Genomic DNA, 335 nt, shown 5'->3' with positions numbered 1-335 from the left:
CCTTTTTCTTTTGCGGCCTATACGTTTTGCGTTCTGCTTAGTCGGTCTTCTCCTTTTCGCTTTCGAATTGTTGGTAAAGGTCGAGCAGGCGGGCTGCCACGAACTCCCCGAATTCCATTGAGCCCTCGATACCGACCACAACGGCAACCGATTTAGGCGTCCGTTCAACGGTCGCAATCTTTTGGCCGCTCGCCGCAGTCACAACCGATCTCTTGGAGGGGCCAGCTGTCTTCTTCGGGGCGAGAGCGTTGAAAACCCGTACAAAGCGCTGATCCGTGTCCGCCTCCAGAAACTTCGGATCGTTCACCGCAGCATCTATACGGCTTTGATTTTTC

1 pseudogene is annotated in these 335 nt (G+C 54.0%); it reads right to left on the bottom strand.

Going from position 1 to position 335, the window contains the following annotated elements:
• Positions 1 to 37 precede the first annotated feature (37 nt).
• A pseudogene (locus tag CEV33_RS00290) lies at positions 38 to 335 on the bottom strand (plasmid partitioning protein RepB); the annotation flags it as partial.

Source organism: Brucella grignonensis, assembly GCF_002252505.1.
GTDB classification, from domain to species: domain Bacteria; phylum Pseudomonadota; class Alphaproteobacteria; order Rhizobiales; family Rhizobiaceae; genus Brucella; species Brucella grignonensis.
Note: the sequence above shows the minus strand (reverse complement) of the source record. Positions and strands in the feature narration are given on the sequence as shown.